Source organism: Acinetobacter yuyunsongii (genome assembly GCF_041021915.1).
Classification (GTDB): Bacteria; Pseudomonadota; Gammaproteobacteria; order Pseudomonadales; family Moraxellaceae; genus Acinetobacter.
Map to the genome: position 1 here is coordinate 2816480 of NZ_CP157435.1, position 13678 is coordinate 2830157.

The following is a 13678-nucleotide window of genomic DNA, read 5'->3' on the forward strand; positions in this document are numbered from 1 at the left end:
AACTTTTAATATTCATAACACACATTATTTGGCATACAGGCGATGCTGGGCCAATTCTACCGAAATTGCGCCCACGTTACCCGCGCCTTGTGTTAATAACAAGTCATTCGCTTGTAACACTTTTTGTAAAACATTCGGCAAATTGCCATCAACTGGATCAACTAGAATCGGTTCAACTTCACCACGTAAACGAATACTGCGTGCTAAAGCACGGCTATCCGCACCCACAATCGGTTTTTCACCCGCTGGATAGACTTCCAGTAATAACAGTTGATCCACTTGTGATAACACATCGACAAAATCATCAAAACAATCACGAGTACGACTAAAACGGTGTGGTTGAAACAACATTACCAAACGACGGTCTGGATGGCTGGCACGCGCTGCTTTAATGGTGGCTTCAACTTCTTTTGGATGATGACCATAATCATCAACGAGTTTAACAGTGCCTTCACCAACCTCAAATTCACCTTGAACTTGGAAACGACGACCAACACCGCTAAAGCCTTCTAAAGCACGACAAATCGCACCATCAGAAACACCTTCATCAGTTGCCACACCAATCGCAGCCAATGCATTCAAGACATTATGCAAACCTGGCTGATTGATGGTGACACGTAATGGCTCACGATCTTTACGCAATACAGTGAAATGTGAGCGCATACCATCTTGTTCAACGTCAACGGCACGTACATCATTATCTTCATTAAAACCATAGGTTAAGACTGGACGCCCAACACGCGGTAAAATTTCACGGATATTGGCATCATCACCACAGACAACTGCCAAACCATAGAATGGTAAATTATGTAAGAACTGAATAAAGGTATCTTTTAACTTATCAAAGCTACCTTCATAGGTGTCCATATGATCTGCATCAATATTGGTCACGATCGCAGCCATCGGTTGCAAATACAAGAAAGATGCATCTGACTCATCGGCTTCTGCTACGATAAAACGGCTTTCACCCAGTGCAGCATTGACACCTGTACTATTCAGCAAACCACCAATTACATAAGTTGGATCTAGATTTTCTTCCGCCAACATCGTTGTTAATAAACTGGTAGTTGTGGTTTTACCATGCGTTCCAGCGACTGCAATACCATGACGGTAGCGCATCAACTCACCTAGCATTTCAGCACGGCGTACAATTGGGGTACGTTGTTCAATCGCGGCTTTAATTTCTGGATTTTCAGGATCAATCGCAGTTGATACCACGAGCACATTGGCATTTTTAATATTCTCAGCCGAATGCCCAATATAAACTTTAATACCATTGCTTTCGAGTTGGGCTGTGGTCTTTGAGGCTTTAATGTCTGAACCAGAAATTTTATAACCTTGATTGGCCAATACCTCGGCGATACCACACATCCCCGCACCACCAATCCCAACAAAGTGGATATGTTTAATACGGCGCATTTCTGGCACTTTGATGAGCTTTTTGGCTTGGTTTGGATTTGTTGGAGACATAAATAAACTCGAATTACAATTTTTTAATCAGATCAACCACATGCTGAGTTGCATTCGGTTGTGCTTGTTGACGTGCTTTAATTGCCATTTCAGACAGTAGTTGGCGATTTAATAATGTGGCTAACAACGCATCTAAAACAGCCGGCGTCATGTCTGCTTGTTGACAAATTTTCGCAGCGCCGACATTTGCTAAAAATTTCGCATTTGCAGTCTGGTGATCATCCACTGCGATAGGCAGCGGAACAAACACTGCAGCAAGACCCGCAGTTGCGACTTCTGTAACCGTTAATGCACCAGCACGGCAAATAATTAAATCAGCGTCACTGTAGGCTTTTGCCATATCATGAATAAAAGGCTCAACCTGAATATTTAAATTTGCAGATGCACCCTGATAACGTTCACGCGTAATCTCTTGCTGATTTTGGCCGCATTGATGAAACACATTCAATGGAACATTGACCTTTTTCAGAGCTTCAGGCAAACGCTCATTCAGTGCTTGTGCACCCAGTGAACCACCAACAATCAGAATATTCAGTGGTAATTGTGCTTGCTCACGGGTTTGATAACGCCATGATGGGTTCAAAATCGCAGTAATCTCAGCACGTACAGGATTACCTGTGGTCACGACTTTATCACTGTTTGCAAATGTATTTGGAAAAGCCTGACACACGGTCTTGGCAATACGCGCCAATTGGGTGTTGGTAAATCCTGCAATCGCATTCTGTTCATGGATTAACACAGGAATACCGAGTAAACGTGCTGCTAAACCACCTGGTCCAGCGACATAACCACCGAAACCCGCCACAGCATCAATGTTTAATTGCTTCATATAGCGCATCGCGCTTAATGTTGCTTTTAGAATTTTAAATGGCGCACTCAACTTACGTAAAATACCATTACCGCGTACGCCTTGAATATCAATTTGATAAATCGGAATATTTTGATCTTTGAGTAACCGATTTTCCATTCCCGTAGGCGTTGCTAGCCAAGAGACTTGGCAGCCATCCTGTTGCAGTTGTTTGGCAACAGCAAGCGCAGGGAAAACATGTCCACCTGTGCCAGCGGCCATCATCATGACATGTTTAGGTTTATTCTGTGGCGAATTGGTCACGGTCTAATTCTTCAACTCAAAAGAAGGTTATCGTCTATTGTTTTCGGAAGTTATTCTAATCCTAAAGCTTCATTCACGAAAAGCGAATTTCACCTGTTTACAACAGAAAGCTGAGCTTTTTTTAATTCTTTGTTGAAAACAAGGTTCTACCAATATCCAAACGCCCATTTGCACATAAATTTAATCCAAATACAAACGGACAGTTTGGTCAAAAAATGGCTTAATCTTAGCTGTTTCGCCCTGCTTCTAGCACATCAAATAAATTATCTGCAATCGAGGTACCAAACTGAGCATCAATCTCACGAATACAGGTTGGACTGGTGACATTTATTTCAGTCACATAATTACCAATCACATCAAGCCCCACAAAAACCAAACCTTTTTCACGCAGGAAAGGACCGACTTTTGCCGCAATCATTTTGTCATTTTCAGTAAGTGGACGCGCTTGACCTAAACCACCTGCCGCCAAATTACCTCGCACTTCACCATTTTGCGGAATACGCGCTAAACAATATGGAATCGGTTCACCATTCACCATCAAGATACGCTTATCACCTTCAACAATTTCAGGAATATAACGTTGTGCCATGATTGGACATGTGCCCATTTCGGTGAGCATTTCCAGAGTTGAACCAATATTTACCCCATCTTGGTATAAACGGAAAATCCCCATACCGCCCATGCCATCCAAAGGCTTCACAATCACATCGCCATGTTCTTTAATGAATTCACGAATCAAGCTTTGTTGTGAAGTCACTAAAGTGGGCACTTGAAGTTCTGGAAATTGAGTCGCGAACAACTTTTCATTACAGTCGCGTAGCGATTGTGGTTTGTTAATAATCCATGCCCCTTCACGCTCTGCTTGTTCCAAAATATAAGTGGTATACACAAAATTCATGTCAAACGGTGGGTCTTTGCGCATCAACACTACATCGTAATCCGCCAATGACTCTTTGCGCTTCTCACCCAACTCATAATAATGATCGTAATCTTCAAAGACTTTAAGCGGCGAAATCAAACCAAAGGCTTTACCTTGATCAATATATAAATCGTGTTGTAATGCATAACCCAATTCATGACCGCGACGGCTTGCCGCCCATAACATTGCCATGGTTGAATCTTTCTTGAGATTCACCGTTTCAATTGGATCCATCACTACAAGTACACGCATAATTTAACGCTCATATTTTTAATCTTGGCAAAAGTATAGCGAAGTTTGTTGATGTTGTTTAAACAAGTTATGTAATTATTAAATTTAAAAAATTCCAATTTATTCAAATCACTAGATTCGATTTATTTAAATAGACGATTTTCTGAGTGATAAAAATTAAAAAATTACTGGTAGATGATTTCGATACCAGTAATTTCTAAAGCATTCAATTTTATATTCAACTTATGCCAAGAGTTTTTGAATATCTTTGCTAATTTTTTCAGGTTTAGTGGTTGGTGAATAGCGTTTGATGACTTCACCATTTTGGTTAATCAAAAACTTGGTGAAATTCCATTTGATGCTTTCACTACCTAAGATGCCTTTGGCTTCTGAAGTGAGATATTTATAAATCGGATGCGCATTTGAGCCATTCACATCGACTTTGGCAAACATTGGAAATGACACACCATAGTTACGCTGACAGAAGCTGCCAATTTCTTCGTTGCTTGATGGGTCTTGGTTAGCAAACTGGTTACACGGAAAGCCTAAAACCACTAAACCTTGTTGTTGATAGTCCTGATATAGCTTTTCCAAACCTTCAAATTGTGGGGTTAAGCCACATTGGCTTGCCGTGTTCACCACCAATAAAACCTTGCCTTGATAGTCTGCAAAGTTCTTTTGCTCGCCTTCTAAAAGTTCAGCCTGAAAATCATAAATTGTGGTCATACAACATCTCGCTCTAATTCAATCAATCTTATTTGCCTAATAGCTTTGTGTATTTGTTCAGCTATGTGAATTAATATTGCACACAACTATATTGTGTGCAAGTTAATTATGCGCAATATACTTTTTATGTTAATCAAACTATACTGTGATTTCGCAAAGATGACGTTGAGGAGCAAAGCATGACTGAATTTTCTTACTTGGATAATCAAGTGTGTTTTGCGATGTATTCCGCGACCAATGCGATGATTCGTCAATATCGTCCCTTGCTTCAGGAATACGATCTGACCTATCCGCAATTTATTGTGTTGCTGGCTTTATATGAAAAGGACAATGTGACGTTATCTGAAATAGGGCAGAAGACCTTTTTTGATTCAGGCACGCTGACGCCAATTATTAAAAAACTTGAAGAAAAGCAATTTTTAAAGCGCATTGCGGTAAAAGAAGATGAGCGTATGAAGAAGGTAATCTTGCTGGAAAAAGCACTGTCTGCAAAAGATGAAATTACCTTAATTCCTTTTAAACTCGCCTGCTCTTTAGGTGTTGATCCGAATGATTTGGTGGCAATTCATAATCTATGCCATCGTTTTTTAAAGGGTTTAGAGGATTCTAAACTTGAAAGTTTGAGTGAATAAATGCAGCAAGCCATTGTTGGATTTCATCTAGACGACGAAGGACATTGGGTTGCTGATCTCGCTTGTGGGCATGGTCAGCATGTGCGCCATGATCCGCCGTGGCAAAATCGCCCTTGGGTGTTGACGGAGCAAGGGCGAAAAGAGAAATTAGGGGTTATGTTGGAATGTAAGAAGTGTGAGGAAGAGTGATTCACATAAGAGATTTTATGTTAAATGTGTGTTTCAATAAAGCATTGATATTGCTCATCAAATGAGTAATTTTGAGTACGATCTGAGATATTTTTTAGTAATAGCACAAGGCTATGTATATTTGTAATAGGGTTATTTGAGTTTACCTGTACTTGTTGCTCATATAGTCGAATAGAATTATGAATAGCGTGATTATATTGAGAGGCTAACGCTTCAATAATATCTGTATTAGTTTCAGAGTATTCAGGTGCATATGTCTTTTTAAAATGCTCTTTAACAGTATCACCAATAGATTTCTTGCCTTTCGATTGGAATGGACGAGGATTACATTCATAATGGAGAAGAAACCAAATCTCTATACAAGGAAATGAATAAATAGGGATAATTTGTGTGAAATCAGAATTTATTTTTGACAAAATTTCTAAATGTCTTTTATTTCTTACAGTGTCTAAGTCAAAAATACAGAAAATATAATTTAACTCCATTTCTGTATCTTTTAGTTTGATAGCCTCTTCTTCAGCCTCTCTCAATATACCTGTACAAGCTGTACTAATACTTTTTCTTGATTTAACAGTACCTAAACTTAATATTTGGATTAGTTTATTAAAGTATATATTTTCTGAATACCCCTCAGTCAATATTAAAATATTAGGAATGATAGAACGATTGCCAACATTACGTGCTTTTCGAGTTTCCTTTTGAGAGTTCCGTCTTTCTTTGTTTGCAGAAATACGTTTTTTAGCTATATCGTCACTACCCATATCTGATTCTCAAATTATCCAAAAAATGGAGTAGCACCATATCTTCCTGTCAGATAGCGCAACTCCCAGTTTTCTCTATCGTTTCTTGGATTGAATTCTAGCAAAGAATAGATAGAGGAAACTTGAGATTTATCTTTTTCTACAAAATAAATTTGATCTTTTCTCAAACATTCTTGGTTAATTAAGTGAGTATCATGTGTGACGCAAATTAATTGATTATTAGTAGTCCTATTGAATTCTTTCAGAAAATTTTTAACTAATAGTGGGTGCAATGCTGAGCTCAATTCATCGACATAAAAAGTCTTTTCAAATTTTTTATAATTATTCAATAATAATGAAGATAGAGCAAAAAGCTTACGTGTCCCTTGAGACTCTAATTCTAAATCAAATGGTTCAAGTTCATTATCTGAATTTTTGTGGAAAGTTTTAATGTCGTAGTAATATCGGTTTTTAAGATCTTCGATAATTCTTTCTTGAACCTCTGGAGTAAAATCATTATTTTTAATAATTTGTTCGGCAAGTGATCCTTTATCTACACTAATATCTAAAATATCAATATCTTGATCTTTTAAAAATTTTAAGAAATTTTCCTTAAACTGATTGTCAGAGTGAATACTTTTAGCGGTATCCTCTAATGAAAATTGTTCAGATAAGGTGTTAGCAAACCAATCATAGATAGTTTTTAAAAATTGACTATTTTCTTTTACCATCTTTGATAAGTATAAAACGTTGGGTAACGTTTTTAGGGCTGTATCTTCATAGATTCTTTTCGGCTTTAAATCAGCACCAATATTATATTCATATTCTCCAGATTCATTTAAATCTCTAGTAAAAATGTTCTTTTTATACTTTTTAGGGTAATAAGAAAGGTGTTCATGAAATACTTTTTTTTTGTCTAATACCAAATAATAGTTATATCTAATATCTGCACAAAAGAAATTAACCTCGAAAGAGGTTGGGGCATTCTTTTGTTTTTTATCTAGAAGAAATGGAATTAACTCAAAAGGTTCATCTAGCTTTTTTTCTGTCGAATTAATGATCAACTGTTTAAGAAAATGGATTGCTGATAAAAAATTAGATTTCCCTGAAGCATTCGCACCATAAATCACAATAGTTTTTAGGAGCTTTAAGCCTTTTTCTGGAGTGTCTAACAAGTGATCTGGATGAATATCATAAGGAGGCTCAGCGACAAAACTTAAAGTTTGTTGCTCTTTAAAAGATAAGAAATTTTCGATTGTAAAATCAATAATCATGCTGAAACCTTGTTATCTTGGATGTTTTATCCATGAAATTATTATTGTGTATATTTAAATATATATCAAACTTTATTTAATACAAGTATCATTTATTTAGATTTTTTAAAATTAACATAATACGCCATATGCGTAATGCTTGGAATTTTCCCATAAGCATCAACATCTTAATATAAACCGTTATAGGGTTTAGCCCATTGGAACGACTTTTACATGATTTTTCAATAAAAAAGGAAGCCCTCGCTTCCTTTTCTTTTATGCTTAAAATTTAGATGCCATATTTTTCACGATACGCCTGCATATTGGCTAAAGCGTCTTTCTCGCCTTTTGCATCTAAATAATCCATCAAATCTTTCATCGTGATTAAAGCATGCACAGGGATTTCAAGTTCTTTTTGTACTTCCTGAATCGCAGAAAGCTCACCTTGACCTCGTTCTTGACGGTCTAGCGCAACCAACACCCCTGCAATCGTCGCACCCGCATTTTTTAAGATCGTTACAACTTCACGAACCGCAGTCCCCGCAGTGATTACATCATCAATGATCCAGACTTTTTGACCTGCAACCGATGCACCCACCAACACACCACCTTCACCATGATCTTTGGCTTCTTTACGGTTAAAACCCCAAGGAACACTCTTGCCATGTACTTGAGATAACGCCACCGCAGTCGCCGCAACAAAAGGAATCCCTTTATACGCAGGACCAAAAATCACACCAACGTTTTCACACTGAACCAATTTATCGGCATAACCTTGTGCTAACAAAGACAACGCTTCGCCGTCATTGAGCAAACCTGCGTTAAAGAAATAAGGACTGACACGACCTGATTTTAAGGTAAACTCACCAAATTTAAGCACACCACGTGATAATGCGAGTTCGATAAAAGCTTGCGGATGAAATGACACAGGCGTTGTCATATAAGGTGCTCCAAATTCTTTAATTGAGGTTAAACAGACGTATGATACCAAAGGATAGCTATCCAAGTGATGTAAAAATTCTTCGAGTGGTTTCAATTAACGTAAATGGTCTACGTTCATCTGTGACCAAAGGTCTGCTTGAGTGGTTAGAACAGTCCGATGCCGATGTGGTATGTATGCAAGAAAGTCGCATTACCCATGAACAATGGACGCATAAATTTAAACCAGAAGGTTGGTATACGCATCTGTTCCCTGCTGAGCGTGCGGGCTATGCAGGCACAGCCATTTATAGTCGCTTACCCTTTGTCTCTGTACAAAATGGTTTAGGTTTTGAATTGGCAGATTCGCAAGGACGTTTTATCACGGCGGAATTCGATTTAGGTCTGTCACACCCTGTTCATATTGCTTCCTTATACTTACCATCAGGTTCAAGCGGTGATGAAGCACAAGCACGTAAAGATTTATTTCTTCAAGAATACGCCCAAATACTCAAACAATGGCGAGATGAAAATAAATCGATCATCGTGTGTGGTGATTACAATATCGTGCATAAGCGTATTGATATTAAAAACTGGTCAGGCAATCAGAAATCATCTGGCTGTTTGCCACATGAACGTGCATGGCTCGACCATATTTATGATGAACTTGGCTATGTAGATACCTTCCGTGAGGTACGAAAAGAAGCTGAATTGTATTCATGGTGGTCAAATCGTGGTCAAGCACGTGCGAAAAATGTCGGTTGGCGTATCGACTATCAAGCCTGCTCTCCTGATTGGAAAGCACGCACTGCAAATGCTTGGGTGTATAAAGAACAATGGTTTAGTGACCATGCACCTGTGATTATTGATTATAAAATACACGAATAAGTGAACACATGTTCACTTTGACCGCATCTTTAGCTTACATATTATGTCGTTTTTTGTGTATTTTTATTTACCAGCTGTAACGGCATTATAGCACCACGGCACAGGGAAGCGGTCAGGATGACCAAAAAAGGATAGGACGCCGTAGGAAGACAAAATAAACTTAGATTAAGTTTATTTGCAAGGATGAGACATTGGACGTTGAAATGAGACCCGCATGATCAGGATGATTAGATGCGGGTTTTCTCTTTTTTAGATATTAAATATTTTTCCTCGCTTTGTATTTAGCCATTTAGTTCAAAAACTTAGAAAGATTTAGTCATTTAATCTACGCTTAATACATAACATCGATTCACTTGATAAAAATTTTCAACTGGTACATTCCCTGCCTTTTAAGTTAGGCTTTAACGCATATCTTTCATTGTGTTGTTATGGTTTTCAGTATGTTTAAAATTTATGGAATTAAAAATTGTAATTCGATGAAAAAAGCCTTTGATGCACTACAAGCAAAAGGAATTTCTTACGAATTTCATGATTATAAAAAACAAGGGATTGATGCCGACACTTTAGCAATTTGGCTAAAAGAGATTGGCGCAGATAAGGTTCTCAATAAAAAAGGTACGACTTGGCGTAAATTAACCGAAGCAGAACAGGCTCATGCAACAAGTAATCAGGAAAATTTGATTGAAACTTTAATTGCTCAGCCGAGTTTGATTAAACGTCCCGTTTTACAAACGCCTGAAGGCTTTGTCATTGGCTTTGATGAAGCAACGTATCAAAACCTCTCCGCTTAAAGAAATAAAATAAAAAACCGAGTCACAGGACTCGGTTTTTTTCAGTTCAAACTCAAATTAGTTGGCACGAACCCAAGTCTGGTTACGACCTAATGCTGCAACGCCGATGTAGCCACGTAATTTAAGCTTTTTACCACCATCGATGATTTCAGCTTTCAATTTATAAGTTTTACCATTTTTAGGATCAATGATAGAACCGCCATCATAATTTGTACCGCCTGCATTTTTAAGACCATGAACAATTGTCACGCCTTTCAGCGGTTTATTTTTAAAAGTACCTTCACATTTAGTGCAGGCATTTTCCTGACCAGCCACTAAAAATTTTTGAATTGATGCATTGAGCGTACCGTCTTTTTGCTCTGTAAACTTCACAATCGCTCTCGGTTGTTTAGTTTCATCATCAATCGTTTGCCAAACACTACCGTTAAGCACATCTGCCGCATTGGCAAAAGTTGTTAAACCAAGCAATCCAAATGCTAAAGCAATTTTCTTCATTTTTGTAATATCCTTAAGGGGTCTTTTCAAGATTAAGAGTATTGAGAATTTCTATCAATATTGCAATTCTTGATTATGACTATTGGGTATAGCCTGAGCAACAACAAAACATTGCTGTAATGACAGCGCAAGGCACACGAGTCAAAATTCTCTTAGTTATATACTGACCTAACAATATGGAAAAATTATGAAATTTGGTACTGTTTGGAAATATTATTTTACTGAATCATTACTAAAAGCGACCATTCGTACGCCGAGTCAGTTTAATTTAGCCCCGAATGCTTTGCGACCTTTATTAGACCAACTTTGTCGTCTATTCCCCCAAAATCCGACAGTACAAATTCGACCATTGCGCTTAGCAGGCGTGTGTGGTGAAGAAATCAAAGCACAAGTTTCTGCCACACAACTTATTTTTCATATTCATGGCGGCGCTTTTTTCTTGGGGAGTTTAAATACTCATCGTGCCCTCATGACTGATATTGCTGCGCGCACGCAAATGCAAGTGGTTCATGTGGATTATCCTTTGGCCCCTGAACATGCTTTCCCTGAAGCAATTGATGCGATTTTTGACGTTTATCAAGCACTATTAGTACAAGGTATCCAACCCAAAGATATTATTATTTCGGGGGATTCTTGTGGTGCCAATCTCGCTTTAGCATTGTGCTTACGGTTAAAAGCACAACCTGACCTCATGCCAAGCGGTTTAATTTTAATGTCACCCTATTTAGACCTGACCCTCACCAGTGAATCATTACGCTTTAACCAAAAACATGATGCTCTGCTCTCTATTGAAGCCTTACAAGCAGGAATTAATCATTACTTAAAAGATGGTGTACAAGCGGATGATCCGCGTGTTTCACCTCTATTTGATGATCTTAAAGGCTTACCGCCAACACTGGTGCAAGTCGGTTCAAAAGAAATTTTACTGGATGATTCAAAACGCTTTAGAGAAAAAGCAGAAAAGGCTGGAGTCAAAGTACACTTTAAACTTTATACAGGCATGTGGCATAACTTCCAAATGTTTAATGCTTGGTTTCCAGAAGCTAAACAGGCTTTAGCAGATATTGCGGATTTTGCTCATGCAATTGATCGTGATTAAAACATAATGTGATGATTTTGCAGAAAATGGTCAGCTATGTCTGACCATTGTCATTCTTAATTCCTTTTTGTCATTATAAGAACAAACTGATCGAATATTTAGATTAAGCTTCCTTTTTCAAAGAATTTTTGCTCTCCTAATTTACATTAAAAAGCACATAGCTAGACTTCCTTCTCATTCTAAAAGTGCTATTGTTATTTTAATAATCGTTTAATAATATTTTTGATAACGAATTTACACTCATAACGTTTCTTAGGAATCTCATTGCATATAAGGAAACATGCCAATCATGAGGATTCATTTTAAGAGGTTAGTTGACAGAGAAAAATGGAATTTCTCGCAGTTCTGGGAACATGAACCATTAATTAATTGGAACATGTTAAAGAAATGTATTTTGTTGCTAATCTTAGCCTCACTTATAAGTCTATTTGGAATTATTTGGGACAGTTTTGTCTTGCTGAATCCATTTACATGGCAATGGGTAAATTTACCGTTGGTTCGATCTAAACTTTGGACCAATGTAATCATGCTTTTTGTCTTTTTAAGTTTGATTATGCCCTGCTTTATTTATAAAGATAAATCTTGGGTACAAGAAATCATTCCGATTTTAAGCGTACAGGTCGTTACTGTTTTACTCTGTCATATAGGCTATCTGATTGGGAGTTTTAGTCCAGCAACCATGGTTGCCTATGTCAGTGTTGTGGGAGTAGGTCTGGTTCTGTTTGATCGCAAAATGATTTATTGTGCACTGGTGCCAGCAACAATCGCACTGCTGTTTTGCAACTTTTTAAGTATGTATGGTGTCCTACAATATGCACCAATATTTAAGCTAGAAGTCCTGAATCAAGCTCAAATGCATCCTTTTTGGGTTGGCAGTATGTTTTTCTTCTTATTGCCAATTTTAATTGCTTGTTTGTTGCTATTTGAAAGTCTGCTCAAACAATGGCGAATTCGAGAAACGGCTATTCAAGTACTCAGTCTTTTAGATCCGCTCACGAATGTGATGAATCGTCGCAGTATTAGCAATCACTTAGAGCGCTTACATCAGCAACCAAATCAACTTTACTCGATTGTATTACTCGATTTAGATCATTTTAAGAATATTAATGACCAGTTTGGGCATAGTATGGGGGATCAAGTCTTGATTCAGGTCACGAGATGTTTGGCAAATAATGTGCGTGATCAAGATGTGATTGGTCGTTTTGGTGGCGAAGAATTTATTTTACTGTTACCCAATACTACCACTACACAGGCATATAGTGTGGCCGAGCGCTGTCGCTTAGCGATTGGTGAGTTAAAATTTACCTCAGAAGATCATCAAGAGTTTTCTATCAGTGCCAGTTTTGGCATCAGCAGCACACTTAGTGCCGATGAATCTCACTTAATTATTAGTCAGGCAGATCAAGCATTGTATGCGGTAAAAGCATCTGGTCGAAATCAAGTCAAAATTTTTACTGAACTTTTCTTAAATTAATCCAATAAAGGCATCCAAAGATGCCTTTATTTTTGACCTGTTGTTTAGTCTTTTAAATATTCTTCACGATGATTACGATAAGGCTCATCAAAGGGTACAAACATCTGTTCTTGTTTGGCTTCTGCGATCCACTCTTGAACTGATGCTAAAGACAATATCTTGTGCATATAACTTTGGCTAGAAGCAGAGATGGGTAATTTATAACATTCAAAACGCATAGCCACAGGCGCATAAAATGCATCGGCTAGACTAAACTCACCATATAAAAACTGCTCTTCACTTGGTCGCTCTGACCAAATTTGATCAATTCGAGCGACGTCATTCCGTAATTGCTCATGGTCAGCCCAAAGCTGTTTTCCAATATGGGACAAATCAGCCTCAACATTCATTGGACACAAATTACGTAAACTTTGAAAACTACTGTGCATTTCTGCACTAATGCATCGTGCTCTGGCTCGTTGCTTTCTATCTTGAGGTAGCACATTCTTCTCAGGATTTTGTTCAGCAATATATTCACAAATCGCCAGACTATCCCAAATAATCAAATCATCATGCATGAGTGTTGGGACTTTGCCGGTTGAATTCAATTTTAAAATCTCAGTTTTAAATTGGCTATTAGGTTCAAAACTATCAAATTGAATTAAATGCTCCTGAAATGGAATGCCAAGTTGTTTTAATAAAATCCACGGTCGCATCGACCAAGTTGAATAATTTTTATTGCCAATAAACAATTGATACATGA

At 37.8% G+C, this 13678-nt stretch carries 15 protein-coding genes; 6 read left to right on the top strand and 9 right to left on the bottom strand.

Going from position 1 to position 13678, the window contains the following annotated elements; genetic code table 11:
* Nucleotides 1–24: 24 nt before the first annotated feature.
* The 4 genes from murC to ABLB98_RS13500 all read right to left on the bottom strand — a co-directional run bounded on the left by murC (nucleotide 25) and on the right by ABLB98_RS13500 (nucleotide 4457).
* Nucleotides 25–1470 carry a UDP-N-acetylmuramate--L-alanine ligase gene (gene murC / locus ABLB98_RS13485; protein ID WP_348882596.1) on the bottom strand — a complete coding sequence of 482 codons (1446 nt, stop codon included), beginning with the start codon at nucleotides 1468–1470 and terminating at the stop codon, nucleotides 25–27.
* Nucleotides 1471–1483: 13 nt separating this feature from the next.
* The gene (murG, locus tag ABLB98_RS13490) at nucleotides 1484–2581 is read right to left on the bottom strand and encodes an undecaprenyldiphospho-muramoylpentapeptide beta-N-acetylglucosaminyltransferase (protein ID WP_348882597.1); all 1098 of its coding nucleotides are present in this window, start codon (nucleotides 2579–2581) and stop codon (nucleotides 1484–1486) included.
* Nucleotides 2582–2807: 226 nt separating this feature from the next.
* Entirely contained in the window at nucleotides 2808–3752 is a 945-nt protein-coding gene (gene gshB, locus ABLB98_RS13495; RefSeq protein WP_004659872.1) for a glutathione synthase, read from the bottom strand.
* Between the two features lie 222 nt (nucleotides 3753–3974).
* Complete coding sequence (locus tag ABLB98_RS13500; protein WP_125280673.1) at nucleotides 3975–4457, bottom strand: glutathione peroxidase; 483 nt, start codon at nucleotides 4455–4457, stop codon at nucleotides 3975–3977.
* Nucleotides 4458–4636: 179 nt separating this feature from the next.
* Here ABLB98_RS13500 and ABLB98_RS13505 point away from each other — a divergent pair, with 179 nt between their 5' ends.
* Both ABLB98_RS13505 and ABLB98_RS13510 read left to right on the top strand, forming a co-directional pair.
* Nucleotides 4637–5089, top strand: a complete 453-nt coding sequence (locus ABLB98_RS13505; protein ID WP_087547614.1) for a MarR family winged helix-turn-helix transcriptional regulator — start codon at nucleotides 4637–4639, stop codon at nucleotides 5087–5089.
* Complete coding sequence (locus tag ABLB98_RS13510; RefSeq protein ID WP_249570404.1) at nucleotides 5090–5278, top strand: DUF3565 domain-containing protein; 189 nt, start codon at nucleotides 5090–5092, stop codon at nucleotides 5276–5278. It abuts the gene before it with no gap.
* A 20-nt stretch (nucleotides 5279–5298) separates the two neighbouring features.
* Here ABLB98_RS13510 and ABLB98_RS13515 read toward each other — a convergent pair whose 3' ends face one another.
* The 3 genes from ABLB98_RS13515 to pyrE all read right to left on the bottom strand — a co-directional run bounded on the left by ABLB98_RS13515 (nucleotide 5299) and on the right by pyrE (nucleotide 8211).
* Nucleotides 5299–6039, bottom strand: a complete 741-nt coding sequence (locus ABLB98_RS13515) for an RloB family protein (RefSeq protein ID WP_249570405.1) — start codon at nucleotides 6037–6039, stop codon at nucleotides 5299–5301.
* A 14-nt stretch (nucleotides 6040–6053) separates the two neighbouring features.
* The gene (locus ABLB98_RS13520; RefSeq protein ID WP_243483774.1) at nucleotides 6054–7292 is read right to left on the bottom strand and encodes an ATP/GTP-binding protein; all 1239 of its coding nucleotides are present in this window, start codon (nucleotides 7290–7292) and stop codon (nucleotides 6054–6056) included.
* Between the two features lie 268 nt (nucleotides 7293–7560).
* Nucleotides 7561–8211: an orotate phosphoribosyltransferase gene (gene pyrE / locus ABLB98_RS13525; RefSeq protein ID WP_348882598.1), complete on the bottom strand. Its 651-nt coding sequence runs from the start codon at nucleotides 8209–8211 to the stop codon at nucleotides 7561–7563.
* A 41-nt stretch (nucleotides 8212–8252) separates the two neighbouring features.
* Here pyrE and ABLB98_RS13530 point away from each other — a divergent pair, with 41 nt between their 5' ends.
* Entirely contained in the window at nucleotides 8253–9077 is an 825-nt protein-coding gene (locus ABLB98_RS13530) for an exodeoxyribonuclease III (RefSeq protein WP_005219243.1), read from the top strand.
* Between the two features lie 440 nt (nucleotides 9078–9517).
* Nucleotides 9518–9868: an arsenate reductase gene (locus ABLB98_RS13535; RefSeq protein ID WP_087537239.1), complete on the top strand. Its 351-nt coding sequence runs from the start codon at nucleotides 9518–9520 to the stop codon at nucleotides 9866–9868.
* A 57-nt stretch (nucleotides 9869–9925) separates the two neighbouring features.
* Here ABLB98_RS13535 and ABLB98_RS13540 read toward each other — a convergent pair whose 3' ends face one another.
* Nucleotides 9926–10363, bottom strand: a complete 438-nt coding sequence (locus ABLB98_RS13540; protein WP_348882599.1) for a DUF2147 domain-containing protein — start codon at nucleotides 10361–10363, stop codon at nucleotides 9926–9928.
* Between the two features lie 187 nt (nucleotides 10364–10550).
* Here ABLB98_RS13540 and ABLB98_RS13545 point away from each other — a divergent pair, with 187 nt between their 5' ends.
* Together ABLB98_RS13545 and ABLB98_RS13550 are read left to right on the top strand one after the other, a co-directional pair.
* On the top strand, nucleotides 10551–11462 hold the full coding sequence (locus ABLB98_RS13545; RefSeq protein ID WP_087543571.1) for an alpha/beta hydrolase: 912 nt from the start codon (nucleotides 10551–10553) through the stop codon (nucleotides 11460–11462).
* 289 nt (nucleotides 11463–11751) lie between these two features.
* Nucleotides 11752–12936, top strand: coding sequence for a GGDEF domain-containing protein (locus ABLB98_RS13550; protein WP_348882600.1), 1185 nt, complete (start codon nucleotides 11752–11754; stop codon nucleotides 12934–12936).
* 44 nt (nucleotides 12937–12980) lie between these two features.
* On the opposite strand, the gene ABLB98_RS13555 is transcribed toward ABLB98_RS13550, so the two are convergent.
* A complete protein-coding gene (locus tag ABLB98_RS13555) occupies nucleotides 12981–13676 on the bottom strand; it encodes a glutathione S-transferase family protein (RefSeq protein WP_348882601.1) in 696 nt (231 codons plus the stop codon).
* Nucleotides 13677–13678: the final 2 nt, after the last annotated feature.

What these genes read in the sequence shown, in the direction of transcription:
- murC (WP_348882596.1), bottom strand. Translation starts at nt 1,470, where the DNA reads ATGTCTCCAACAAATCCAAACCAAGCCAAAAAGCTCATCAAAGTGCCA.
- gshB (WP_004659872.1), bottom strand. Translation starts at nt 3,752, where the DNA reads ATGCGTGTACTTGTAGTGATGGATCCAATTGAAACGGTGAATCTCAAG.
- ABLB98_RS13500 (WP_125280673.1), bottom strand. Translation starts at nt 4,457, where the DNA reads ATGACCACAATTTATGATTTTCAGGCTGAACTTTTAGAAGGCGAGCAA.
- ABLB98_RS13505 (WP_087547614.1), top strand. Translation starts at nt 4,637, where the DNA reads ATGACTGAATTTTCTTACTTGGATAATCAAGTGTGTTTTGCGATGTAT.
- ABLB98_RS13510 (WP_249570404.1), top strand. Translation starts at nt 5,090, where the DNA reads ATGCAGCAAGCCATTGTTGGATTTCATCTAGACGACGAAGGACATTGG.
- ABLB98_RS13515 (WP_249570405.1), bottom strand. Translation starts at nt 6,039, where the DNA reads ATGGGTAGTGACGATATAGCTAAAAAACGTATTTCTGCAAACAAAGAA.
- ABLB98_RS13520 (WP_243483774.1), bottom strand. Translation starts at nt 7,292, where the DNA reads ATGATTATTGATTTTACAATCGAAAATTTCTTATCTTTTAAAGAGCAA.
- pyrE (WP_348882598.1), bottom strand. Translation starts at nt 8,211, where the DNA reads ATGACAACGCCTGTGTCATTTCATCCGCAAGCTTTTATCGAACTCGCA.
- ABLB98_RS13530 (WP_005219243.1), top strand. Translation starts at nt 8,253, where the DNA reads ATGATACCAAAGGATAGCTATCCAAGTGATGTAAAAATTCTTCGAGTG.
- ABLB98_RS13535 (WP_087537239.1), top strand. Translation starts at nt 9,518, where the DNA reads ATGTTTAAAATTTATGGAATTAAAAATTGTAATTCGATGAAAAAAGCC.
- ABLB98_RS13540 (WP_348882599.1), bottom strand. Translation starts at nt 10,363, where the DNA reads ATGAAGAAAATTGCTTTAGCATTTGGATTGCTTGGTTTAACAACTTTT.
- ABLB98_RS13545 (WP_087543571.1), top strand. Translation starts at nt 10,551, where the DNA reads ATGAAATTTGGTACTGTTTGGAAATATTATTTTACTGAATCATTACTA.
- ABLB98_RS13550 (WP_348882600.1), top strand. Translation starts at nt 11,752, where the DNA reads ATGAGGATTCATTTTAAGAGGTTAGTTGACAGAGAAAAATGGAATTTC.
- ABLB98_RS13555 (WP_348882601.1), bottom strand. Translation starts at nt 13,676, where the DNA reads ATGTATCAATTGTTTATTGGCAATAAAAATTATTCAACTTGGTCGATG.